Source organism: Streptomyces sp. NPDC008139, from assembly GCF_042957025.1.
Taxonomy (GTDB): domain Bacteria; phylum Actinomycetota; class Actinomycetes; order Streptomycetales; family Streptomycetaceae; genus Actinacidiphila.
In genome coordinates this window covers 23,217-44,757 of the sequence record NZ_JBIBHM010000004.1, presented here as the reverse complement: position 1 = coordinate 44,757, position 21,541 = coordinate 23,217, and the positions used below count along the sequence as shown (strand labels likewise).

At 72.9% G+C, this 21,541-nt stretch carries 17 protein-coding genes, 1 tRNA gene and 1 pseudogene; 8 read left to right on the top strand and 11 right to left on the bottom strand.

Features of this window, described 5'->3' with window-relative positions:
- Positions 1-340: 340 nt before the first annotated feature.
- On the bottom strand, positions 341-2,539 hold the full coding sequence (locus ACFZBB_RS09115; RefSeq protein ID WP_391119384.1) for an SNF2-related protein: 2,199 nt from the start codon (positions 2,537-2,539) through the stop codon (positions 341-343).
- A 242-nt stretch (positions 2,540-2,781) separates the two neighbouring features.
- Between ACFZBB_RS09115 and ACFZBB_RS09110 the strand changes: the two genes are divergently transcribed.
- Together ACFZBB_RS09110 and ACFZBB_RS09105 are read left to right on the top strand one after the other, a co-directional pair.
- Positions 2,782-3,192 carry a Rid family hydrolase gene (locus ACFZBB_RS09110; protein ID WP_391119382.1) on the top strand — a complete coding sequence of 137 codons (411 nt, stop codon included), beginning with the start codon at positions 2,782-2,784 and terminating at the stop codon, positions 3,190-3,192.
- A gap of 43 nt (positions 3,193-3,235) precedes the next feature.
- Positions 3,236-4,027, top strand: a complete 792-nt coding sequence (locus ACFZBB_RS09105; RefSeq protein ID WP_391119380.1) for an aminotransferase class IV — start codon at positions 3,236-3,238, stop codon at positions 4,025-4,027.
- A 57-nt stretch (positions 4,028-4,084) separates the two neighbouring features.
- Here ACFZBB_RS09105 and ACFZBB_RS09100 read toward each other — a convergent pair whose 3' ends face one another.
- Together ACFZBB_RS09100 and ACFZBB_RS09095 are read right to left on the bottom strand one after the other, a co-directional pair.
- Entirely contained in the window at positions 4,085-4,978 is an 894-nt protein-coding gene (locus tag ACFZBB_RS09100; protein ID WP_391120120.1) for a PfkB family carbohydrate kinase, read from the bottom strand.
- Positions 4,979-5,115: 137 nt separating this feature from the next.
- Positions 5,116-6,072 (bottom strand): pseudouridine-5'-phosphate glycosidase, encoded by a 957-nt coding sequence (locus tag ACFZBB_RS09095; RefSeq protein WP_391119377.1) that lies wholly within the window; start codon positions 6,070-6,072, stop codon positions 5,116-5,118.
- A gap of 115 nt (positions 6,073-6,187) precedes the next feature.
- Here ACFZBB_RS09095 and ACFZBB_RS09090 point away from each other — a divergent pair.
- Positions 6,188-6,261: transfer RNA gene (locus ACFZBB_RS09090), tRNA-Met, on the top strand.
- Positions 6,262-6,348: 87 nt separating this feature from the next.
- Here the strand turns inward: ACFZBB_RS09090 and ACFZBB_RS09085 are convergent.
- Positions 6,349-6,624 carry a DUF6343 family protein gene (locus ACFZBB_RS09085; protein WP_391119375.1) on the bottom strand — a complete coding sequence of 92 codons (276 nt, stop codon included), beginning with the start codon at positions 6,622-6,624 and terminating at the stop codon, positions 6,349-6,351.
- Positions 6,625-6,741: 117 nt separating this feature from the next.
- On the opposite strand from ACFZBB_RS09085, the gene ACFZBB_RS09080 reads away from it, so the two are divergent.
- On the top strand, positions 6,742-7,677 hold the full coding sequence (locus ACFZBB_RS09080) for a GNAT family N-acetyltransferase (RefSeq protein WP_391119372.1): 936 nt from the start codon (positions 6,742-6,744) through the stop codon (positions 7,675-7,677).
- Positions 7,655-8,248, top strand: a complete 594-nt coding sequence (locus ACFZBB_RS09075; RefSeq protein ID WP_391119369.1) for a DUF1349 domain-containing protein — start codon at positions 7,655-7,657, stop codon at positions 8,246-8,248. Before ACFZBB_RS09080 ends, ACFZBB_RS09075 begins: the two co-directional genes overlap by 23 nt.
- A 43-nt stretch (positions 8,249-8,291) precedes the next feature.
- On the opposite strand, the gene ACFZBB_RS09070 is transcribed toward ACFZBB_RS09075, so the two are convergent.
- The 6 genes from ACFZBB_RS09070 to ACFZBB_RS09045 form a co-directional block, all read right to left on the bottom strand.
- Positions 8,292-8,906, bottom strand: a complete 615-nt coding sequence (locus ACFZBB_RS09070; RefSeq protein WP_391119367.1) for a TetR family transcriptional regulator — start codon at positions 8,904-8,906, stop codon at positions 8,292-8,294.
- A gap of 124 nt (positions 8,907-9,030) precedes the next feature.
- Positions 9,031-10,221: an acyl-CoA dehydrogenase family protein gene (locus tag ACFZBB_RS09065; RefSeq protein ID WP_391119365.1), complete on the bottom strand. Its 1,191-nt coding sequence runs from the start codon at positions 10,219-10,221 to the stop codon at positions 9,031-9,033.
- Positions 10,218-12,215 (bottom strand): biotin carboxylase N-terminal domain-containing protein, encoded by a 1,998-nt coding sequence (locus ACFZBB_RS09060; protein ID WP_391119363.1) that lies wholly within the window; start codon positions 12,213-12,215, stop codon positions 10,218-10,220. The genes ACFZBB_RS09065 and ACFZBB_RS09060 overlap by 4 nt, the downstream gene beginning before the upstream one ends.
- Before the next feature lie 101 nt (positions 12,216-12,316).
- Positions 12,317-13,906: a carboxyl transferase domain-containing protein gene (locus ACFZBB_RS09055; protein WP_391119361.1), complete on the bottom strand. Its 1,590-nt coding sequence runs from the start codon at positions 13,904-13,906 to the stop codon at positions 12,317-12,319.
- Positions 13,903-14,718 carry a TIGR03084 family metal-binding protein gene (locus ACFZBB_RS09050; protein ID WP_391119359.1) on the bottom strand — a complete coding sequence of 272 codons (816 nt, stop codon included), beginning with the start codon at positions 14,716-14,718 and terminating at the stop codon, positions 13,903-13,905. Before ACFZBB_RS09050 ends, ACFZBB_RS09055 begins: the two co-directional genes overlap by 4 nt.
- 424 nt (positions 14,719-15,142) lie before the next feature.
- Positions 15,143-16,108, bottom strand: coding sequence for an acyl-ACP desaturase (locus ACFZBB_RS09045; protein ID WP_391119357.1), 966 nt, complete (start codon positions 16,106-16,108; stop codon positions 15,143-15,145).
- Between the two features lie 416 nt (positions 16,109-16,524).
- On the opposite strand from ACFZBB_RS09045, the gene ACFZBB_RS09040 reads away from it, so the two are divergent.
- From ACFZBB_RS09040 to ACFZBB_RS09030, 3 genes and pseudogenes are all read left to right on the top strand, one after another.
- Positions 16,525-18,165: an ATP-binding cassette domain-containing protein gene (locus ACFZBB_RS09040; RefSeq protein WP_391119355.1), complete on the top strand. Its 1,641-nt coding sequence runs from the start codon at positions 16,525-16,527 to the stop codon at positions 18,163-18,165.
- A gap of 157 nt (positions 18,166-18,322) precedes the next feature.
- Complete coding sequence (locus ACFZBB_RS09035; RefSeq protein WP_391119353.1) at positions 18,323-18,715, top strand: hypothetical protein; 393 nt, start codon at positions 18,323-18,325, stop codon at positions 18,713-18,715.
- A gap of 195 nt (positions 18,716-18,910) precedes the next feature.
- A pseudogene (locus tag ACFZBB_RS09030) lies at positions 18,911-19,147 on the top strand (zinc-binding dehydrogenase); the annotation flags it as partial.
- Between the two features lie 142 nt (positions 19,148-19,289).
- Here the strand turns inward: ACFZBB_RS09030 and ACFZBB_RS09025 are convergent.
- Positions 19,290-21,413 carry a putative Ig domain-containing protein gene (locus tag ACFZBB_RS09025; RefSeq protein ID WP_391119351.1) on the bottom strand — a complete coding sequence of 708 codons (2,124 nt, stop codon included), beginning with the start codon at positions 21,411-21,413 and terminating at the stop codon, positions 19,290-19,292.
- Positions 21,414-21,541 lie beyond the last annotated feature (128 nt).

Below are 21,541 nucleotides of genomic sequence, written 5' to 3'. Positions count from 1 at the left end.
ACCGGGCCGGACAGAGGGAGGGTGCGGGCCTCCGTGAGGTGACGGACGGCCCAGGGCACCGAGGTCGCATCTGCGCGGACGTCACGGCGCGGCGGGAACGCCGACTGCCACGTGACGCGTATACGGCGAAGCGAAGGCCGTACCGCGCGATGATCGCGGACCTCAGATGCGCAACGTCCACCTCTATCGGAGACAACAGGACCTGATCACGGTACCGCAGAGGTCCGGCGCGACGAACGCGATTTACGGCCCCCGGCCCCCGGGCCCCCGCGGCCTCGGCCTCCCGGCGACGCTCGACCCCCCTCGGGCGCCCTTTACGGCGCCGTGCCGCGCGCCCCCGTCACTTGGTGAGGGACAGCCTCATCTGCTCCTCCTCCACGATCCGCCGCGCGAGCGACTGCTCCGAGATGTCGACCGCGTCGGGAGTCGACTCCGCGAGGTCGCTGCGGCGCGCGTAGGCGTCGAAGAGCACCTGCTTGGTGCCGAGGATGTCGAGCATGCGCTGGTCGACGCTGTCGGCGATCAGCAGCCGGTGCACGCGCACGTGGCGGATCTGGCCCATGCGGTGGGCACGGCCGATGGCCTGGGCCTCCAGGGTCGGTTTGACCTGCGGTTCGCAGAGGATCACCACCGAGGCGGCCTGCATGTTCAGCCCGGTGCCGCCCGCCTGGATCTGGCTGAGCAGCACCGCGTGGCCGGGCACGGCCGCGAAGGCGTCGACCATCTCCTGGCGCTCGGTGGCGGCGACCGCGCCGGTCAGCGGGCCGAAGGCGGCCGGGCCGAGCGCGTCGTGCACGGTGGTCAGCACGTCGCGGAAGAAGGAGAAGACGACGACCTTCAGCTCGTTCTCCTCGGCCTCCTTCACCAGTTCGCGCAGCCGCTGGAGCTTCGCCGAGCGATGGGGCGCCGCGTAGGCGGCGCGCCGCATCGCCATGAAGTTCCCCTCCGCGACCGCCGTCCGGTAGGCGGCCAGATCCGTACGGCTGAACTCCTCCCACTCGTCGGACTGCGCCAGCTCCGGCAGTTCGGTGAGCACGTCCTGCTGATTGCGGCGCAGATAGGCCGGGGCGACGGCCCTGCGGAACGCCTGCGAGCCCGCGACCGCGTCGCTGTGCCGGATGTGCGGCAGCAGATCGGGTTGGAGGTGGTGCACCAGACTGCGGAATTCCTCGACGCGGTTCTCCATCGGGGTGCCGGTCAGGAACAGCACGCGGTCGGTCCTGGCCGTCCACAGCGCGACGGTCCGCGACCTGCGCGTGTCCGGGTTCTTCACGTAGTGCGCCTCGTCCACGACGAGCATCCCCAGCGGCACCCCGTCGGGCACGTCCAGCGAACTCAGCGCGTCGTACGTGGTGACGGCCACGCCGCCGTCCCGCACCCAGTCGGTCAGCGCCGCCTTGCGGTACGGGCCGTGCAGCCGGTACGCGTCCAGGGCGCTGCGCGACTCGATCTCCCGCGACCAGTTGACCAGCACGCTCGCCGGGCAGACGACGAGGAAGTGCGTACGGCCCTCCGCCCGCAGGTGGGCCAGGGCCGCGATGGCCTGGATGGTCTTGCCCAGGCCCATCTCGTCGCCGATGATCACCCGCCGCTGGGCCAGCGCGAAGCGCGCGCCGAACGCCTGGTAGCCGCGCAGCGACACCCGGCGGTGCGTGTCGTCAAGACGCTGTCCGCGCACCCGCTCGGAGACCGACGACGGCAGGAAGCCTTCCGCCGCGTCGATGTCCGGGGCGAGTTCTGCGATCTCCGCGAGCAGGACGGTGTACTCCGACGGCCTGACCTCGAAGTCCAGCCACGCCTCGGCGGCGTGCGCCGCCGGGCGCAGCAGGTCGGTGCTCGCCTGGGTCAGCAGCAGCCCGGTGCCGTCGGCGGTGTGCTCCGCCAGCAGCTCCTCGATCCGCCGCACGGCGTCCTGCGCGCGCAGCCGCCCGCGCCTGCCCGCCAGCAGCATCCGCAGCCGGGCGCCCGCCGGGCGGGCGGCGGCCAGCAGCGGTGTCAGCTCGGCGTCCACGCGCGCGGCGGTCTCCACGGCCCGCGGAATCTCGGGACCCGCGTTGACCAGCCGGTTGAGCGCCATCACCAGGGCGGTGGTGTCCGGGTCGTCCCGGTCGGCCGGATCGATACGGACGGCCACGTGCTCCTCGGCCGCCGACGCGATCTGGCGCGCCGCCGCTATGGCCTGGTCGGCGCTCTGCGCGCCGACCCCGGGGACCAGCCGCAGCTCGTACGACCGGGCGCCGAAGACCTTGCCGACCGTGTCGTACCCGGCCTGTTCCATGGCGCCGAGGCGCAGCCTGCCCTCGGTGACGTCCTTGAGCCGGGCGACCGGGATGCCGTCCAGCTCGCGGCGGACCCGTACCTCCCGCAGCGGGATCAGCGCGGCCCGCACGTCCGCCCGCACTCGTGTGTGGTCCGCGGTGACCGTACGAGCCGAGGCGACGAGCTTCGCGGCCTGGCCGGACACCTTCCGCGCCTGCCTGCCGACCGGCGCCTGCCGCGCACCCGCCTCTTCCTGTCCGACACCCCCGTCCGCGTCCATGGCTCCCCGTCTCCCGCCGATTCCGATGCCGATCCCGATGCGGCCGATGCGCGTGTCACCACGGATGCCGGTCCCGTCCGCTGCGGCACATGATTCCACCCGCCACCGACACCGCGACGGCCCCCGCCCAAATCTCCGGTGGCCGGACGGCCCGGACTCCCGGACCGCCCGAGCCACCCGCGCGGTGCGGGAGCCGAAAACGGGTGGGCGAAGGCCCCCGCGCCCCGGCAGACTCACCACCCATGAGCGCCCACATCACCCGTGTCAATCCTCCCGCCCTCCACCAGACCCCCGGCTACCACCACATCACCGTCGTCGAGGCCGGGCGGACCGCCTACCTCGCCGGTCAGTGCCCGCTCGACGCCGAGGGCCGGATCGTCGGCCGCGGCGACTACGCCGCCCAGGCCCGCCAGGTGGCCGCCAATGCCCTGACGGCGCTCGAAGCCGTCGGCGCCGGGCCGGGCGACGTCGTGCGCTCGGTCATCTACGTGGTGAGCGACGACCGCAAGGCGCTGTCCACGGTGTGGGACGCACTGAACGCCTCGCCGCTGGGCGGCGCCTTCGACACCGCGAGCACCCTGCTCGGAGTGGCACAGCTCGGCTTCACCGCGCAGTTGGTCGAGCTGGATCTGACAGCCGCGCTGGCCGGTTGACGGGCCTGTGTGCCGGAAGGGCGGGCGTGCCTAGGGTGAGGTCATGACGCAATCACCGTTCATCGAGATCGACGGCCGGGCCGCGACGGTGGAGGCCATCGCGCCCGCGCTCGGCGGCTACGGCCACTTCACGGCGATGCAGGTACGCGGCGGAAAGGTGCGCGGCCTGGCGTTCCACGTCGAACGCCTCGACGGCGCCACGCGGGAGCTGTTCGGCGCGGGCCTGGACGGCGAGCGCCTACGGGCGCACGTACGGCACGCGCTGGCCGGGTCGGGCCGCGCGGACGCCTCCGTGCGGGTCAACGTCTTCCAGCCGGTGGAGGGCGCCGACGAGCCGGTGGCCGTCATGGTCGCCGTCCGACCGCCCGCCGGTGTCGAACCCGGCCTCAAGCGCCTCAAGTCGGTGCCCTACCAGCGTCCGGCCGCTCACCTCAAGCACGTCGGCGGCTTCGGGCAGGCGTACTTCGGCCGCCAGGTGGCCGCCGAGGGGTACGACGAGGCGCTGTTGGCCGGTCCCGGCGGCGAGATCGCGGAGGGCGCCATCACCAACGTCGGCTTCATCGACGGCGACACCGTCGTCTGGCCGGACGCCGCCCCGCATCTGCGCGGCATCACCCTCCAGATCCTGGAGCGTGAACTCGTACGGGCCGGTGTCCCGCAGGACCGCCGCCCGCTGCGGCTCACCGACGTGGGGTCGTACGACGGCGCCTTCCTGGCCAACTCGCGCGGCACGGCGTTCATTTCGGAGATCGACGGCGTGCCGCTGCCGACGCGAGCCGAACTCCTGGCGCGGGTGGCGGAGTTGTACGAGTCCGCGCCGTGGGACGCCATCTGACGGCGCCGGTCGGGGCGGTCCGCGACGTGACGGCGGGGCGCGGACCGACGGCGGCGATCACGTCTCCGGCCGCCCGCCGACCACGGTCACCGCCTCCGCTCCGGTGCGGCAGCCCGCCGCGAGCGACGCGGCGAGGTCCGCACCCGCGAGCCGGGCGGCCAACAGGCCGCCGGTGAAGGCGTCTCCGGCGCCCGTGGTGTCCACCGCAACGGCCGCGACGCAGGGCACCCGTACCGTCACCTCGCCGTTCACGGCGGCCAGCGCGCCGCCCGCGCCGAGGGTGACCACGACCGTGCCGCCGCCGCGCGCCGCGCTCAACTCGGCCGCCGCGCGGGCCGGTTCGGGCGCACCGGACAGCAGGGCCGCCTCCGCGTCATTGGGCAGCAACAGATCCGTACCTGCCACGTCGGCCAGGAAACGGGCCACGCCCGCCTCGCGCAGGAAACCGGCGGAGGCCGGATCGACGCTCACCGGCAGCGACCGGGCACGCGCCGCCTCGGTGACCACGGCCGCCAACTCGCGTCCCCACTCGGAGAAGTAGAGATAGCCGGAGAGGTGGACGTGCCCCATGCCGTCCAGCAGCGCCTCGTCCCAGTCGGCGGGTCCGAGCCGGAAGGCGGCGCCGCTGTCGGTGACCAGGGTCCGTTCGGCCGCCGCGTCGACCAGGGCGATCACCACGGCAGTCGGCGCCTCGCCGTCGACCCGCAGCACCGGCTCCACGCCCGCGGCCTCCAGCGCGGCGCGGTGCCAGTCGACGGAGTCGGCGCCAGCGCGGGCCAGTAGCCGCACCCGCGCGCCCCGACCGGCCGCCCAGCAGGCCACGTTGGCCCCCGCGCCGCCCGGCCGCACCGCGATCCGGGCGGCGGTGTCGGTGTCGGCGGCGAGGGGCCGCGCGTGCCGCGCCACCACGTCGGTGACGACATCGCCGACGACGAGGAGTCCGGGAGGCACCGGCTCTACGGCGGCGGGTCCGGCGCTGTCGGACGGACTCGTGCCGTCCGACCGTCCCGTGCCGTCCGACCGTCTTATGTCGTCCGCCGGTCCCGTGTCGTCGCCCGTCCCGATGCCCGGTCCGGCGCTGTCGCCGGTCATGCGCGCTGCGACCAGCGCACCGCGATCCCGGCCGCGAGCCGGACGTTGCCGCGTACGGCCGCGAGGTTGGACTCCAGGGACGCGCCGCCGGTGTGCTCGGTGAGGTAGCCCAGCAGGAACGGCGTGATGGCCTGTCCCGTGACGCCCCCGGCCTCGGCGGCGGCGAGCGCGTCCGCCAGCACCCGGTCGTGCAGCTCCGGGTCGAGCTGAAGCTCCCGCGGCACCGGATTGGCGACGATCAGCGCCGAGTCGTGCCCGCCCAGCGCGTCCTGCGCGGCCATCACGTCCGCGACCTGCTGAGCGGACTCGACCGTCCAGTCCACGGGCTCACCGGAGTCGCTGAGGTAGAAACCGGGGAAGCGGTCGGTGCCGAAGCCGAGTACGCCGATGCCCAGGGTCTCCAGCCGCTGGAGCGTGGCGGGCACGTCCAGGATCGACTTCACGCCCGCGCACACCACCGTGATCCGCGTCCTGGCCAGCAGCCCCAGGTCGGCGGACTCGTCCTGCACGGTCACCCAGTCGCGGTGCACCCCGCCGAGGCCACCCGTACCGAATACCCGGATCCCGGCCCGCGCGGCCAGGAACGCCGTCCCCGACACGGTTGTCGCCCCGCTCGCACCCGCCGCCAGCGCGGGCGCCAGGTCCCGGAACCCCAGCTTGCGCAGCGACGCGTCCTCGGCGACCCGCTCCACCTGCTCCTTGGTGAGCCCCACCCGCGGCACCCCGTCGAGTACCGCCACGGTCGCGGGCACCGCGCCCTGCTCCCGGACGATCTCCTCCAGCTCGCGTGCCACCCGCAAATTGCGCGGCCGTGGCAGGCCGTGCGCGATGATCGTCGATTCCAGCGCCACCACGGGCGCGCCGCTCGCGACGGCGTCCCGCACCTCGTCGGAGAGCGTGACGGCCGGGATTGCGTTCGCTGCCGCGTTCGGTCCTGATCCAGATGTGCTCATGATCCCTACCTGGCGCGGCGGCGCCTCCGCCAAACCTCCCGGCGCCCTGTGCGCGCGGCGGGCATCGCATCAATTTGGTGTGAGCGCCGGCACCCCGTAGGGTGGTGTTCATCGACGCGGGGTGGAGCAGCTCGGTAGCTCGCTGGGCTCATAACCCAGAGGTCGCAGGTTCAAATCCTGTCCCCGCTACTGAAGAGGAAGGGTCCGGCACTCAGGTGCCGGGCCCTTTCGCTTGCCCCGGGCGCGTGCCTGGGCCCGCGGTCGCCGGACCGGTCCTCAGTGCTTTCCCGCGTGCGGCGCCGCCGGGCGGTACGGCGGGGTCGTGCGGCTCGGCTGGTAGCGCGAGCCCTGCCGCATGCGGCGGACGACCAGTACGGCGTCGATCGCGGCCAGCAGCGCGACGGCGGCCAGTACCGCGGCCCAGGCCGGCAGACCGGCGAGCGCGAAGCCCACGGCCGCCGCGGTGCCCCAGACCACACCGCACAGCGCGAGCCCCAGCCGCAGCCGCAGCGGGCTGCGCGCCTGGACGGGTTCGTATCCGCTTCTGCGCATCCGTGTCATCTCCCTCACCTCCAGCATCCACCTCGGACGGGCCGGGCGGGAGCCTCTGCCCGGGTGGGCCGAAAAATCGGGGGCGGTACGCGGCGCCGCCGCGTAGGGTGCGGGACCGTGAAGGTGATCATCAGACAGTACGGTCCGGCGGACGCCGAAGCCGTCGCCGCCGTGGTCCGCGAGACCGTCCCGTACATGGTGACGACCGCGCGGACCGTGCACGCGCAGGTCACGGACGCGCCCGAGAGAATGCGCTTCCTGATGCTCGTCGCGGAGACCGGCGACGGCCGGATCGTCGGCAGTGCCAGGGCCGGGCTGTTCGCGGACAACGACACCCCCGGAATGGCCTTCGTCAATCTGAACGTGCGCGCGGGGGAGCGCGGCCGGGGCATCGGCAGCGCCCTGCTGGCCGCCGCCGAGTCCCATGTCGCCGGCCTCGGAGCGGGCACCGTCTACGCGTGGGCGATCGACGAGCCCCCGGCGCACGCCTTCGCCGCCCGCCACGGCTACCGGCGCGGCCGGTCCGCGAGCTTCCTGCGCCTCGACCTCACCCCCGGCGCCCCGCTGCCCGACGTGCCCCCGCTGCCGCCCGGCGTGCTGCTGCGCCCCGCGTCGGACTACGCCGCCGACCCGCGCCCGGTGTACGAGGCCGACGCCGAGACCATCGAGGACGAGCCGGGCGATGTCGCCACCGGCGTCCCCGGCTACACGGACTGGCGCGCCACCTCCTGGGACCGGTCCGACTACGACCACGACCTGACGACGGTCGCCGTCGTGGACGGTGTGGTCGCCGCGGTCGTCAACGTCCAGACCGACGGCCACGACCGCTACTGGTCGGGGGGCACCGGCACCCGCCGGGCCTTCCGGGGCCGCGGACTGGCCAAGGCCGCCAAGGCCCACTCCCTGCACCGAGCCCGCGCCGCGGGCTACACCGAGGCGTTCACCAGCAACGACGACGGCAACGCCGCGATGCTGGCCGTCAACCGGTGGCTCGGCTATCGATCCTGTGGCAACGAATGGCGGTACTTCCGTGACCTCTCCGATCGACCATGACATCCCCTGGTCCGACGCGACCTGGCTCAACCCGCCCGCCGAGGCCGTCGCCGACAGCACCGGTCTGCACGTCACCGCCCACGAGGGCAGCGACTTCTGGCGCACCACCAGCTACGGCTTCGTCCGCGACGACGGCCACGCCCTGCTCACCCCCTTCCCGTCCGGCACCGCCATCGAGGTCACCTTCGTCGCCGACTTCACCGAGCTGTACGACCAGGCCGGTGTCCTGGTGCGCGTCGACGCCGAGTCCTGGATCAAGGCGGGCGTCGAGATCTCCGACGGTTCGCCCCAGGTCGGCGCCGTCGTCACCCACGGCACCTCCGACTGGTCCCTCGCCCCGGTCCCGGACTGGGCGGGCCACGAGGTGACCGTCCGGGTCAGCCGCTCGGGCGACGCCGTGACCGTCCGCGCCCGCCGCGCCGACGACCCCTGGCGCACCATCCGCCTGGCCTGGCTCGACCCCGCCGCCGACGCCCGCGCGGGTCTGTTCTGCTGCGCGCCCCAACGCCCCGGCCTGCGCGTCCACTTCACCCGCCTCTCCTCGGGACCCGCCGACACCTCCCTGCACTGATCCCCGCCCCCAACCTCAGGTCGGGCACCGACTCCGGCCGCCGCTAGGGCTGTTCGCGCAGGACCGTGTCGAGGACGCGGGACCACTGGCGGACGATTCCCGCGCGGCGGGCGGAGTCGTCGCTGAGGAGGTTGGCGAGGCCGAGGCCGCGGGCCATGTCGAGGGTGGCCTGGACGGTCTCCCTGACGCCGGGCAGGGATTCGTCGGCGCCGAGGAATTCGACCGCCAAGCGGTGGGCCTCGCGGCCGATCCGGGACTCCAGCGCGGCGACGCCAGGACGGAGCTGTTCCTCGTCGGAGGCGGCCACCCACAGGTGCAGGGCGGCCCGGAACAGCGGGCCGGTGTGGACCGCGACGAGCATGTCGACGACGGCGTAGGTGCGGTCCTGGCCCGCGCGGGGGAGGGCCAGGGCGCGCTCTCTGACGGCGCTGACCCACTCCTCGGCCATGTGCGCGATGGCCGCGGTGAACAGCTCCTCGCGGGTGCGGAAGTGGTGCTGGGCCGCCCCTCTGGAGACACCGGCGCGGGCGCACACCACGGCGACGGTGCTGCCCGACCAGCCGTGCTCGGCGAGGCACGAGACGGCGGCCTCCAGTATCCGCCGACGGGTGGCGCGGCTGCGGTCCTGTTTGGGGGATCGGTCGGTCACCAGGTCCATGACGGGTCCGGCCGTTCGGTGCGGGCGGCGGCGCCTTCTGAGGTCTGCGCGCCCGCGCGGAAGGGCGCTGCGGCGCGGGTGCGAAGTGGTGCGGTGGTCACGGGCGCCTCCTCGGCGGCTGTCGTTAGTAGGACTTCGGCAGTCCCAGCGTGTGGTGCGAGACGAAGTTGAGGATCATCTCCCGGCTGACCGGGGCTATCCGGCCGACACGGGACGCGGTCAGCAGCGAGGCGAGACCGTACTCGGCGGTGAGGCCGTTGCCGCCGAGGGTGTGCACGGCCTGGTCGACGGCCTTGGCACCGGCTTCGGCCGCCGCGTACTTCGCCATGTTCGCGGCCTCGCCTGCGCCCATGTCGTCGCCCGCGTCGTAGAGGTAGGCGGCCTTCTGCATCATCAACCGGGCCAGTTCCAGCTCGATGTGGGCCTGGGCGAGCGGGTGCGCTATCGCCTGGTGGGAGCCGATGGGAGCCTGCCACACCTGCCGGGACTTGGCGTACTCGACCGCCTTGTCCAGGGCGTAGCGGCCCATCCCGATGGAGAAGGCGGCGGTCATGATCCGCTCCGGGTTGAGCCCCGCGAAGAGCTGGAGCAGTCCGGCGTCCTCGTCGCCGACGAGCGCGTCGGCGGGCAGCGCGACATCGTCGAGGAAGAGCTGGAACTGCTTCTCGGGCGCGGCCAACTCCATCTCGATCTGCCGGAATTCGAAGCCCGGTGTCTCCCGGTCCACGATGAACAGGCAGGGCTTGAGCTTGCCGGTGCGGGCGTCCTCGGTGCGGCCGACGATCAGTGTCGCGTCGGCGATGTCGACACCGGATATGAAGACCTTCCGGCCGGTCAGCCGCCAGCCGCCGGTGTCGGGGTCGCGCCGCGCGGTGGTGGTGATGCGGTGCGAGTTGGACCCGGCGTCCGGTTCGGTGATGCCGAAGGCCATCCGCAGCGAGCCGTCGGCGATCCCCGGCAGCCAGCGCCGCTTCTGCTCGTCGGTGCCGAAGCGGGCGATGACCGTGCCGCAGATCGCGGGGGAGACGACGAGCAGCAGCAGCGGGCAGCCCGCCGCGCCCAACTCCTCCAGAACGATGGACAGTTCCGCCAGACCGCCGCCCCCGCCGCCGTACTCCTCAGGCAGGTTGACCCCGAGGTATCCGAGGCCGCCCGCCTCCTGCCACAACTCGTCGGTGTGCTTGCCCGCACGTACGGTGGCCGAGAAATATTCGCGACCGTAGCGGCGGGCGAGATCCCCGACGGCCTTGCGCAGGGCGCGCCGCTCGTCGCTTTCCAGCAAGGCGCTGTCGAAGGTTCCCTGAACGGTGCTCATGGCGTGGTTTCCTCCTTGACGACGGCGAGTACGGCGCCGACGTCGACCTGTCGGCCGACCTCGGCGGTGAGCTCCGTGAGTGTCCCGGTGGCGGGAGCGGCGATCACGTGTTCCATCTTCATCGCTTCGAGCCAGAGCAGCGGGCGGCCTTTTTCGACCCGGTCGCCCGGCGAGAATTCACCTATCCGGATGACCGTGCCGGGCATCGGCGCAAGCAGCGAACCCTGCGGGGTCAGATCCTCCGGGGCGGTGAAGCGGGGCAGGGCGGTCAAAGCGCATGACACGAACGGGGAATCGACGAACACCCGTTCGGCGTAAGCGGCGACGTCGAACACCCGCCGCACACCGTCGATGTCGAGTACGACACGCCGGGCCGACGCCGATACCAGCCGGACCCCGTCGGCGCCGGTGGCCTCCAGACCGGCGCGGCCGAGCCGGTAACCGACCTCGTACTCCCGGCCGTCCGGCTCGCTGCGGAAGCGTTTCACCTGCGGCTGCGACGGAACGTTCCGCCACCCGCCGAGCCGGACCGGCACCGGCCCGCGCGCCGACGTACGCCCGGCCGCGTCGGCGAGTGCGGCGGCCAGCGCCGCGAACCGCACGGGATCGCCGTCCGTGTCGGCCGGGTCCGGCGCGTCCGTGGCCCCAGCCGACGCCCCGATGAGCGCGTCCAGACGGCGTTCCAGGAAGCCGGTGTCCAGCCGGGCGGCGGCGAAGTCCGGGTGCCGCAGCACCCGTACGAGCAGGTCGCGGTTGGTGACAGGGCCGTGCAGCCGGGCCCGCTCCAGCGCGTACGCGAGACGGCGCACGGCCTCGGCGCGGGTCGGCGCCCAGGCGATCACCTTGGCGAGCATCGGGTCGTAGTGGACGCCGATCGTCTCGCCGCCGCTCACCCCCGCGTCCAGCCGCAACCCCGCGTCGAGCCCCGGCTTCACGGCGAATTCGGCGTCCACGCCCGGCAGTTCGAACAGATGCAGCGCGCCCGGCTGCGGCTGCCAGCCGCGGGCCGGGTCCTCCGCGTAGAGCCTGGCCTCGACCGCGTGGCCGTGCGGCCGCGGGGGCGAGGGCGGCAGCGCGGCCCCCTCGGCGACACGGATCTGGAGCGCCACGAGGTCGAGTCCGGTGACGCACTCGGTGACCGGATGCTCCACCTGGAGACGGGTGTTCATCTCCAGGAAGTACGGACGCCCGTCCCGCGCGACCAGGAACTCCACGGTGCCCGCGCCCGTGTAGCCGATCGAGCGCGCCGCGCGGGCGGCGGACTCGTGCAGCGTACGGCGCACCTCGTCGCCCAGACCCGGCGCCGGGGTCTCCTCGATCACCTTCTGGTGCCGCCGCTGGAGCGAACAGTCGCGCTCGCCCAGCACCCACACCGCGCCGTGCGCGTCGGCCAGCACCTGCACCTCGACGTGCCTGGCCCCTTCCGCGTACGGCTCGACGAACACCTCGCCGTCACCGAAGGCGGCCGCGGCCTCCGACCTGGCGGCGGCCAACTCGCTCTCCAGCGCGACCAGTTCGCGTACGACCCGCATGCCGCGACCACCGCCGCCCGCGGACGCCTTCACCAGCAGCGGCAGGTCCGCGGCCGTGACCCGCGTCGGATCGAGCGCGGAGAACAGCGGTACGCCCGCCGCGGCCATCAACTCCTTGGCCCGCGTCTTGGACCCCATCGCCTCGACCGCGTCCGGCGGCGGACCGATCCACACCAGCCCCGCCGCCTCGACCGCACGCGCGAACTCCGCGTTCTCCGACAGGAATCCATAGCCCGGATGCACGGCGTCCGCGCCCGCCGCGAGCGCCGCCGCGACCAGCAGATCGGCCCGCAGATACGTGTCGGCGGGCGCGTTCCCCGGCAGCCGTACCGCCGCGTCGGCCTCCGCGACGTGCGCCGCGTCCGCGTCGGCGTCCGCGTACACCGCCACCGTGGCGATGCCGAGCGTGCGGCAGGTACGGAAGACGCGGCGCGCGATCTCGCCCCGGTTGGCCACCAGCACGGAGCCTATGTCCTTGTGGCGCACCGGAAATGACTGCCCGTCAGCGGTGCAGCCCCCGCTCGGCGAAGCGCTGCTCGAATCGGTCATCGGAAAGGGACCCCTCACATCCGGAAGACGCCGAAGCCGCCCCTGGCGCCCTCGATCGGCGCGCCATGGACGGCGGAAAGGCACAGGCCGAGCACCGTACGGGTGTCGCGCGGGTCGATCACGCCGTCGTCGTAGAGCCGTCCCGACAGGAACATCGGCAGCGACTCGGCCTCGATCTGCTGCTCCACCATCGCCCGCAGCGCGGCGTCGCCCTCCTCGTCGTAGGGACGGCCCTTCGCCGCCGCCGACTGCCGGGCCACGATGGACAGCACCCCGGCGAGCTGCGCGGGACCCATCACCGCGGACTTGGCGCTCGGCCAGGCGAAGAGGAACCGCGGATCGAAGGCCCGGCCGCACATGCCGTAGTGCCCGGCGCCGTAACTCGCCCCGATCAGCACCGAGATGTGCGGTACGCGCGAGTTGGCGACCGCGTTGATCATCAACGCGCCGTGCTTGATGATGCCGCCCTGCTCGTACTCGCGGCCCACCATGTAGCCGGTGGTGTTGTGCAGGAAGAGCAGCGGAATGTCGCGCTGGTTGGCGAGTTGGATGAACTGCGCCGCCTTCTGCGACTCCTCGCTGAACAGCACGCCCTGCGCGTTGGCGAGAATCCCGACCGGATAGCCGTGCACCTCCGCCCAACCGGTGGCCAGGCTCGGCCCGTAGAGCGGCTTGAACTCGTCGAAGGCCGAGGCGTCCGTGATCCGCGCGATGACCTCGCGGGGGTCGAAGGGGGTGCGCAGATCGCCGGGCACGATGCCCAGCAGCTCCTCCTCGTCGTACACGGGGGGCAGCGGGTCAGGACGCGGATCGGGCCCGGATTTACGCCAGTTGAGGCGGGCGACGACGCGCCGGGCGGTACGCAGCGCGTCCGGCTCGTCCCGTGCGAAGTAGTCGGCGAGGCCGGAGCGCCGGGCGTGCATGTCGGCGCCGCCGAGCGACTCGTCGTCGCTCTCCTCGCCGGTCGCCATCTTCACCAGCGGCGGCCCGCCGAGGAAGACCTTGGACCGCTCCTTGACCATGATGACGTGGTCGGACATGCCGGGGATGTACGCGCCGCCCGCCGTCGAATTGCCGAACACCACGGCCACCGTGGGGATTCCGGCCGCCGACAGCCGCGTCAGGTCGCGGAAGAGGGCGCCGCCGGGGATGAAGATCTCCTTCTGGCTGGGCAGGTCCGCGCCGCCCGACTCCACCAGGCTGATCACCGGCAGGCGGTTGGCGAAGGCGATCTCGTTCGCCCGCAGCGCCTTCTTCAGCGTCCACGGGTTGCTGGCGCCGCCGCGCACCGTCGGGTCGTTGGCCGTGATCAGGCACTCCACGCCCTCGACCACGCCGATGCCGGTCACGAGGGAGGCGCCCACCGCGAAGTCGCTGCCCCAGCCGGCCAGCGGCGACAGTTCGAGGAACGGTGTGTCCGGGTCGAGCAGCAGCTCGATCCGCTCCCGTGCCAGCAGCTTTCCGCGATTCCGGTGCCGCTCCTGGTACTTGTCGCCGCCACCGGCCAGCGCGGCGGCGTGCCCCGCCTCGACCTCGGCCAGCCGTTCCAGCATCGTGGCCCGCCGTTCGGCGAAGTCCGCTCCGCGTATGTCGACCTGGGTCATGACGTGCTCCCCTCCGCGACGCCGCGCGGCGGCCGTCCCTTGCCCGGCGGGCCCGCGAATGCCTGCACGATCGACAACCACGCGTCCGCGTCCGGGCCTTGGGCCCGTACCGCCACGTCGTCGCGGTGCCTGCGCCGCACCGCCAGCAGGCAGAAGTCCAGTGCGGGGCCGGTCACGCGCTGCTCGGCGTCGTCCGGGCCGAAGGTCCACAAGGTGCCGTCGGGCGCCGTCAGTTCGAGGCGGAATTCCGTGCCGGGCGGGGTGCGGCCGTGCACCGCGAAGGCGAAGTCCCGTGCCCTGAAGGCGATTCGGGCGACGTGCCACAGGCGGTGGGTCGGTGTGCGCTCGACGCCGAGCGCGTCGGCGATGTCCTCGCCGTGGGCCCATGTCTCCATCAGGCGGCCCGTCGCCATCGACGCCGTGCTCATCGGCGGCCCGTACCAGGGGAAGCGGCTGCCCGGCGGTTCGCCGGTCAGGGTCGCCCATAGCCGGGCTCTGCCCGACCGCCACCTCTCCAGCAGCTCCGGCGGCGCCAGCATCGCGCCCTCCCGGGCGCCGTCCTCCACATACGAGTCCAGCCGCGCCGCCGCGTCGCCGACCTCGCGGGCGAACGCCTCCGCGTCCTTGACCGCCAGCAGCGCCTGGGCGTCCGTCCAGGCCAGATGCGCGATCTGGTGCCCAACGGTCCAGCCTTCGGCCGGTGTCGGCCTCGCCCACTCCTCGGGCTTCAGCCCGGCCACCACGTCGTCGAGCGCGTCGCTCTCCGCTCTCAGATCGGCCAGGACGGTACGGACGGACTGCGGATCGGCCATGGCCACGAGGGTGGCAGGCAGGGCCCGCAACAATCAAGCATGCGTGCATGATTGTTTCCCGCCCCCACCGGGTCGGTGTCACTGCGACAACCCGAGCCGAGCCCCGTCAGGGGTGCGAGGAACTGCGTGGCGAGCCCCCACCGGGTCGGTGGCCCTGCGACAGCCGAAGTGCCCCGCTGGGGGCGGTGGCGACGCGCACCTCGTCCCTGGCTGGTCGCGCAGTTCCTCCCCCAGCCTCCGGCCGGGAGGTGCCCCCAGCGCCCCTGAAAAGACCGGGCGTACCGCCCAGGCCCCATACGGCCCTCGGGAGCCGCGCCCCTGAAAAGACCGGGCGTGCCGACCTCGGTAAGACAGCCGTGCAGGGCCGCGCCCCAGAGCGATCACCTTCGGGAGGTGGACGTCGTAGGGCGCGGCCCGAGGGGGATTAGGCGCGGGCGGCGCGGCGGGCGAGAAGGGCTTCGCGGCGCTCGTCGAAGCGGGTGGCCTGCTCGTTGAGGCCGCCCATGAAGAGGCCGAGCTCCTGCTGGGCCTGGAGGCCCTCGGGGCCGAGACCGGAGATCTCCAGGACCTTGAGGTGGCGCAGGACGGGCTGGAGGACGTCGTCGTGGTGGATGCGGAGGTTGTAGATGCCGCCGATGGCCATGCGGGCGGCGGCCCGCTCGAAGCCGGGCATGCCGTGTCCCGGCATGCGGAATTCGACGACGACGTCACGGATGGCGCGCATGGCGAGGTCGGGGGCGAGCTCGAGGGCGGCGGCCAGGAGATTCCGGTAGAAGACCATGTGCAGGTTCTCGTCGGTGGCGATCCTGGCGAGCATCCGGTCGCACACGGGGTCACCCGACTGGTGTCCGGTGTTGCGGTGCGAGACGCGGGTGGCCAGCTCCTGGAAGGCGACGTACGCCACGGAGTGGACCATGCTGTGCCGGTGGTCGTGCTCGAAGCCCTCCGACATGTGCTGCATGCGGAACCGCTCCAGCTCGACCGGGTCGACGGCGCGGCTGGTCAGCAGGTAGTCGCGCATGACGATCGCGTGCCGACCCTCCTCGGCGGTCCAGCGGTGCACCCAGGTGCCCCAGGCGCCGTCGCGGCCGAAGAGTGTCGCGATCTCGTGGTGGTAGCTGGGCAGATTGTCCTCGGTGAGCAGATTGACCACGAGGGAGATCCGGCCGACGTCCGTGACCTTGGACTGCTCGGGGGCCCAGGCTTCGCCCTCCATTATTCCGTCGAAATTGCGGCCGTCGCTCCACGGGACGTACTCGTGGGGCATCCACTCCTTGGCCACGCCGAGGTGCCGGTTGAGCTCCCGCTCGACGACCTCCTCCAGCGCGTAGAGCAGCGTCGCGTCGCTCCAGACGTCGGGTTGGGCACGGTCGGGCGAGGTCAAGGTCACGGGGGCTCCTGGGGACGGGCGAGGGGACGGACATGGGACGGGGGTGTACGGGACCCGCACGGGCTGTACGGATCGTACGGACGTACGTACGCGACATGCGGTCGGTCGGTCGTACGGCGCCGCGGACGGATCCACGGGCACATACGCACGGCCTACGGGTGCAACGGAGATTCGCACCTACGCCTACGTAAGTTACGCAACCGTAGGTTAAGGCGGCGTAAGAAGGCAACCAGCCAATATGGCTGCACCGGCCACCCACCTCACGTCGAGCCGGACCCGGCGGCACGGCGAGCCCCGGCGACAGCCCTTGGCCCGACCGGAGGCAAGCCCTCCGCCGACCGGAGGGTAAGCCTCCGCCGTCCGCCGTGGAAGCCTTTCGCCCGCCTCCCGTCGCACCCGATAAACTCCGCTCTCTTATGAGTGCCACTCTCGTCGCCAAGAATCTCGCCGCCGGACACGGCGACCGTGTCCTGTTCTCCGGCCTGGACCTGGTCGTCGCCCCCGGCGACGTCATCGGTCTGGTCGGCGCCAACGGCGCGGGCAAGTCCACACTGCTGCGGCTGCTCGCCGGGCTCGACACGCCGGAGGACGGGACGCTGCGGCTCAGCCCGGCCACCGCCACCGTCGGGCATCTGCCGCAGGAGCCCGAGCGGCTGCCGGGCGGGGAGAGCGTGCGGGAGTTCCTGAGCCGCCGCACCGGGGTCACCGCCGCCCAGGCGGCCCTGGACGCCGCCACCCAGGCGCTGGTGGACGAGGCTCCGGGCGCGGACGACGCGTACGCGACCGGACTCGACCGCTGGCTGGCGCTCGGCGGCGCCGACCTGGACGAACGCGCCGAGGAGGCCGCAGCCTCGCTCGGCCTCGGCGTCGACCTGGACCAGCCGATGTTCTCGCTCTCCGGCGGCCAGGCCGCCCGCGCGGGACTCGCCTCGCTGCTGCTCAGCCGCTACGACGTCTTCCTGCTGGACGAGCCCACCAACGACCTCGACCTCGACGGCCTGGAACGGCTGGAGAAATTCGTCGGCGGCCTGCGCGCCGGTACGGTCCTGGTCAGCCACGACCGCGAATTCCTCACCCGCACCGTCACCCGCGTGGTGGAGCTGGACCTCGCCCAGCAGCAGGTCAGCACCTTCGGCGGCGGCTACACCGCCTATCTGGAGGAACGCGAGACGGCCCGGCGACACGCCCGCGAGGAGTACGACGAGTACGCCGACACCAAGGCCGGACTCGAAGCGCGGGCGCGGATGCAGCGCGGCTGGATGGACAAGGGCGTCAGGAACGCCATGCGCAAGGCGCCCGACCACGACAAGATCGCCCGCAAGGCGCGCGCCGAGGGCAGCGAGAAACAGGCCGCCAAGGCCCGGCAGACCGACCGGATGATCGAGCGCCTGGACGTGGTCGAGGAGCCGCGCAAGGAGTGGGAACTGCGGATGGAGATCGCCGCCGCGCCCCGCTCGGGCGCCGTGGTGGCCACCCTGCGCGGCGCCCGCGTGCGCCGCGGCGACTTCGCCTTCGGGCCGGTCGACCTCCAGATCGACTGGGCCGACCGGGTGGCCATCACCGGCGCCAACGGCTCGGGCAAGTCCACCCTGCTCGCCGCGTTGCTCGGCCGCCTCCCGCTGGACGAGGGCCACAGCGCGCTCGGCCCCGGCGTCCTGGTCGGCGAGGTCGACCAGGCCCGCGGCCTCTTCCGCGGGCAGGAACCGCTCCTCGACGCCTTCCGCGCCCCGGCGCCCGACATGGATCCGGCCGAGATCCGTACGCTTCTCGCCAAATTCGGCCTCAAGGCCGCCCATGTGCTGCGCCCCGCCGCGACCCTCTCGCCCGGCGAGCGCACCCGCGCCGCGCTGGCGCTGCTCCAGGCCCGCGGCGTCAATCTCCTGGTCCTCGACGAGCCGACCAACCACCTCGACCTGCCCGCGATCGAACAGCTCGAAGCGGCGCTGGCCGCGTACGAGGGCACGCTGCTGCTGGTCACCCACGACCGGCGGATGCTGGACGCCGTGCACACGACCCGGCGCGTCGAGGTCGCCGACGGCCGCATCACCGAGCGCTGAGCGAACCCCCGAGCGCGCCTGGGCCCCCATTCCCCGAGGCGGCCCGCGCCGCGTCCCCGACGGCGCCCCCGGACCTCCGAGCGGGAGGGAACCCGGTGGCGTCCGGCTGCGTCCCATCCATGACCGGACCCCGAACCGGCCGCCGGAGGAGGACACGATGCGCGCTCGGACACTGGCCGCTGCCGCCGCCGTACTGCTGGTGGCTGGTTGCGGATCCGCGAGCGGCGTACGTGTCGGGTCGCCCGATCCGAGCGACAGCAGCACCCGGCCGGTCTGCGGCGACGTCACGGTCACGCCCGGCGGCGGGGCCGAAGGCCGCGAGGTCTGCCTGAGCGTCGGCAGCACCCTGCGGGTCACCACCGCCCCCGGCGACCGGCCGCCCGGCGAGCGGGGCGCCGCCCTCTCCGAGATCTCTCCCGGCGTCTACCGAGGCGCGCGGGTGGGCACCGCCGAACTGAGCGGGTTCCGGCACGCCTGCCCCGGCGCCACCCCCGGTGTCATGTCCTGCCATGCCATCGCGGGGTGGAAGATCACCGTCGACGTACGGTGATCGGCACCATCGCGGGACCCCGGGTCGGCAGTGGGGGCCGGCCCGGGTCCCGCGATTCCTTCGGCGCTGCGGCGCAGTTGACCCGGTCAGTCTTCGGCGTAGCACGCCGGCGCGGCTGACGCCGGTCAGTCTTCGGGGCGGCTCGGTCGGGCGGCGGGCGACAGGCCGTCCATCAGCAGGTCCAGCAGGCGGCCGGCCAGGGAACTCGGCGTCCCTGACGGTCGCATCTGCGCCATCGCCGCGCAGGTCGACGGCGTGCCCGCGGCCAACGGCGCGAACGCGGCTCCCGGCGCTCCGGAGGAGATCGCCCGCCTGGTCGCGGCGGGCCGGATCCGGGTGCCGATCGCGGAGACCTTCCCGGTCGAGCGGATCCGCCGCGCGGCCGAGCTCCAGGCCGGCAGGCATGTGCGGGGCAAGGTCGTCATCGACCTCCAGCGCCTGGCAGTGGCGACGGCGAACGCTGTGCCGTCGCCACCGATGCGGCGGGGAGGGCTTCCCGCCCCTGAGGAGCCGGGGCGGGAAGCCCTCTCGTCGCCGGGTGTCGCCGATCCGGAGGACCCCGGCGGACAACGGACTAGCTGATGTTGACCGCCGCGTCGTCGATCAGGAACGACGTCGCGAGGCTGGAGTCCTCGGTGCCGGTGAACTTCAGGGTGACCGTCTGTCCCGCGTAGGACGACAGGTTGACCGACCGCTGCACGTAGCCGGTGCCCTTGTTGAGGTTGGAATACGAGGCCAGCGTGGTGCTGCCCGCGGCGACGGTGAGCTTGTCGTACGCCGTGGTGGTGCTGGTCTCCTGGCTGCTGACGTAGAGGTAGAAGGTGAAGGTGGCGTTGGTGCAGGAGGCGGGGATCGTCACCGACTGGGAGAGCGTGTCGGTGTGGGTGGTCCCGTAGCCGTTCAGCCACGCCTTGTACGAGCCGCTGTGGGCGGGGGCGCCGGTGCTGTTGTCGATGACGCCGGAGGACGTCGTCCAGCCGGTGTTGCCGCTCTCGAAGCCGGGGTTGGTCAGGAGCTGCGCGGTGGTGCAGCCGCCGCCGCCCGACCCGGTGACCGTCCAGGTGAAGGACGCGCTGCCGGAGGCGCTGGTGGTGTCCGTGGCGGTGACGGTGACGTTGTACGTGCCCGCCGCCGTCGGGGTGCCGCTGATCAGACCGGTGGAGGAGTTGATCGACAGACCGGTCGGCAGGCCGGAGGCGCTGTAGGTGAGGGTCTGGCCCGAGGCCGAGTCGCTGGCGCTGATCTGGAGCGAGGCCGCGGTGTTGACCGCGGTGGACTTGGCGCCCGGGTTGGTGACCGTCACCGTGTTGCCGCCGGTCGAACCGCCGTTGGTGAAGGCGGCCGTGCCGTTCGGCGTGCCCAGTCCGGTCGGCCCGTCGTATCCGGCCTTCGCGGTGCACAGGTAGGAGCCGCCGCACGAGCCGTTGGAGCCGCTGGTGACGTCGTTCAGCGAGCCGGTGTGGGAGTACGGATAGGAGGCGGGGGTGGTCCCGGCCGCGGGGGTGCCGGCCAGGGCGTAGACGGAGGCGATGATCGGCGACGAGGCGCTGGTGCCGCCGTAGACCTGCCAGCCGGACGCCTGGTAGCTGTCGTAGACGGCCAGGCCGGTGGCCGGGTCGGCGACGGCGGAGACGTCGGCGATGGTGCGGTTGGCGCAGCCGGTGTCGGTCTGCCAGGTCGGCTTGGCGTCGTAGGCCGAGCAGCCGGAGCCGGTGCCCTCGGTGCTGGAGGTGTTCCAGACGGACTCGGTCCAGCCGCGGGTGGTGCCGCTGGCCCGGCTGAGCGCGGTGCCGCCGACGGCGGTGACGTACTTGGACGCGGCCGGGTACTCCGCGCCGTAGCCCTCGTCGCCGGAGCTGACGGTGATGGCGACGCCCGGGTGGTTGAAGTACTGCGAGTCGGCGGTGGTGTCGGAGGAGTCCTCGCTGCCGCCGTAGCTGTTGGAGACGTACTTCGCGCCCTGCGTGACCGCCTGGTTCACCGCGGTGCCCAGGTCGTCCATGCTCGCCGAGGTGGCCTCGACCAGCAGGATGTGGCACTGCGGGCAGACCGCGCTGACCATGTCCAGGTCGAGCGAGATCTCACCGGCCCAGCCGGAGTCGGCGCTCGGCAGCGACGTGGTCGAGCCGTTCTGGTTGATCTTCTTGAAGCAGCCGTTGGCCGTGGTGCAAGCCGGCAGCCCGTACTGCGCGCGGTACGTGCTCAGGTCGGCCGCGGCGTTGGGGTCGTCCTGCGCGTCCACGATCGCGACGGTGGCGCCGGCGCCCGCGGACGACGGCAGCGCGTACGCGCTCTGGAGGTCGGTGGGGCCGTAGCCGGAGGGGGTGGCGTTCGGGGTGATGCCGAGGTGGTGGACGACGTCGGTACGGGTCAGCGCCATGCAGGCCATCTGGCCCTTCTTGGCGGGGACGGCGCACAGACGCTGGGTGGGAGCGGCCGACGACGCGGACGCGGACGCGCCGGACGACGTGCTCGCGGCCGTGCTCGACGACGCGGAGGTGTGCGACGACGCGGCCGTGCTCGACGACGCGGAGGTGGCTGCCGCGCCCGACGCCGGGGTGCTGGCGACGGACGGCGCCGCGGTGGCCAGCAGACCGCCGGTGACGAGAGCCGCCGCCGACAGTACGGCTACCGCCGTGCGGCGGACGGCCCGTCTGGCCCGGCCGGGGTGTGACGACTTCAATGAACTGCCCTCCATGGGGGGATCGGCTCCCGAGGGCGTCCGCCGCCGACCTTCATGTCAAGGTCATGACAACCGATCATGCGACGGCGACGCCTGGGACTTCGTGTGGCGCACGTTCACTGGTGATCCGGATGTCATCTACT

Excerpts from the sequence above, each read along its gene's own strand:
- ACFZBB_RS09085 (WP_391119375.1), bottom strand. The coding sequence starts at position 6,624 with ATGCGCAGAAGCGGATACGAACCCGTCCAGGCGCGCAGCCCGCTGCGG.
- ACFZBB_RS09070 (WP_391119367.1), bottom strand. The coding sequence starts at position 8,906 with ATGGACCTGGTGACCGACCGATCCCCCAAACAGGACCGCAGCCGCGCC.
- ACFZBB_RS09105 (WP_391119380.1), top strand. The coding sequence starts at position 3,236 with ATGACGCAATCACCGTTCATCGAGATCGACGGCCGGGCCGCGACGGTG.
- ACFZBB_RS09040 (WP_391119355.1), top strand. The coding sequence starts at position 16,525 with ATGAGTGCCACTCTCGTCGCCAAGAATCTCGCCGCCGGACACGGCGAC.
- ACFZBB_RS09095 (WP_391119377.1), bottom strand. The coding sequence starts at position 6,072 with ATGAGCACATCTGGATCAGGACCGAACGCGGCAGCGAACGCAATCCCG.
- ACFZBB_RS09065 (WP_391119365.1), bottom strand. The coding sequence starts at position 10,221 with ATGAGCACCGTTCAGGGAACCTTCGACAGCGCCTTGCTGGAAAGCGAC.
- ACFZBB_RS09050 (WP_391119359.1), bottom strand. The coding sequence starts at position 14,718 with ATGGCCGATCCGCAGTCCGTCCGTACCGTCCTGGCCGATCTGAGAGCG.
- ACFZBB_RS09055 (WP_391119361.1), bottom strand. The coding sequence starts at position 13,906 with ATGACCCAGGTCGACATACGCGGAGCGGACTTCGCCGAACGGCGGGCC.
- ACFZBB_RS09110 (WP_391119382.1), top strand. The coding sequence starts at position 2,782 with ATGAGCGCCCACATCACCCGTGTCAATCCTCCCGCCCTCCACCAGACC.
- ACFZBB_RS09035 (WP_391119353.1), top strand. The coding sequence starts at position 18,323 with ATGCGCGCTCGGACACTGGCCGCTGCCGCCGCCGTACTGCTGGTGGCT.
- ACFZBB_RS09025 (WP_391119351.1), bottom strand. The coding sequence starts at position 21,413 with ATGGAGGGCAGTTCATTGAAGTCGTCACACCCCGGCCGGGCCAGACGG.
- ACFZBB_RS09115 (WP_391119384.1), bottom strand. The coding sequence starts at position 2,539 with ATGGACGCGGACGGGGGTGTCGGACAGGAAGAGGCGGGTGCGCGGCAG.